This is a genomic window from Arhodomonas sp. KWT (assembly GCF_010993615.1).
Map to the genome: position 1 here is coordinate 1 of NZ_WNXE01000607.1, position 997 is coordinate 997.

Below are 997 nucleotides of genomic sequence, written 5' to 3' on the forward strand. Positions count from 1 at the left end.
TACCAAGGCGATGCCGAGGCTGACCGCGGCGACGGCACGGAACACCGCAACCGTTTCGTGCCAGTGTCCGCCAAACGCCGGCTTGAGGACAAACCGCCGGGCACCGTCGGTGCCGACAGGGTCTGCGGTCACCGCCATCACGCGCACCTCCCGAGCCGTGACGGAGCCGGCCTACCGCGAACCGCACCGTATTCTAGGGAATCGCGATGGACGCGCAAGCCGTCGCTCCGGACTCAATTCTCGTCGCTGCAATGATCTGGATCAAGTCGCGGAGCTGCCGGGTGTACCGGCGGCCGGTTGCGCGGCGGCCCGCTCACCGGCACGGAAGATATTGCCGGTACCCCAGGCATGGCCGTAGATGACCTCGTAGGTGGCGGGGATGCGGCCTTCGTCGTCCCGCCCGGCCTCATAGGCGGCAATCATCGCGCGGAGCCGGCCCGGCCCGGTCAACCCGCGGGGACGGCCCGGATCAATCGCATGGGAACCGAGGGCGCGTAGCTCCCGGAGCAGGGCGCGGGGTTCCGGATAGGTGAGCGTGAAGTACTCCATGTCCATCACCGGCTCCGCCAGCCGCGCGCGGGCCATCGCATCGCCGATGTCGTGCATGTCCACCAGGGTGTTCACGCGGGCATGGGCGTCGGCACCGGCCCAGGCCGCCCTGAGCTCGGCAAGCGTGTCCGGACCGAAGCACGAGAACATGAACACGCCGCCCGGGCGCAGCACGCGCTGGACCTCGGCGAACGCCGCCGGCAGGTCCGTGACCCACTGCAACGCGAGGTTCGAGAACACCACGTCGAAGGTATCGTCGGCGATGGGCAGCGACTCGGCACGACCGGCGACGCCGCGCAGGCGGCGCCACCGCGGCGCCCGCCCCCGCGCCAGGCGCAACATCGCCGGCGCCGGGTCGAGCGCGGTAAAGCGCGCCTTGCGGTAGTGCGTCATCAGCTCGCGGGTCACCGCGCCGGTACCGGCACCGACGTCCAGCACCGTGGCCGGC

At 70.8% G+C, this 997-nt stretch carries 1 protein-coding gene; it reads right to left on the reverse strand.

Going from position 1 to position 997, the window contains the following annotated elements:
• Positions 1-261: 261 nt before the first annotated feature.
• Positions 262-997, reverse strand: a 736-nt coding sequence (bioC, locus tag G7A99_RS21100) for a malonyl-ACP O-methyltransferase BioC (protein WP_163143867.1), incomplete at its 5' end; no start/stop codon positions are given.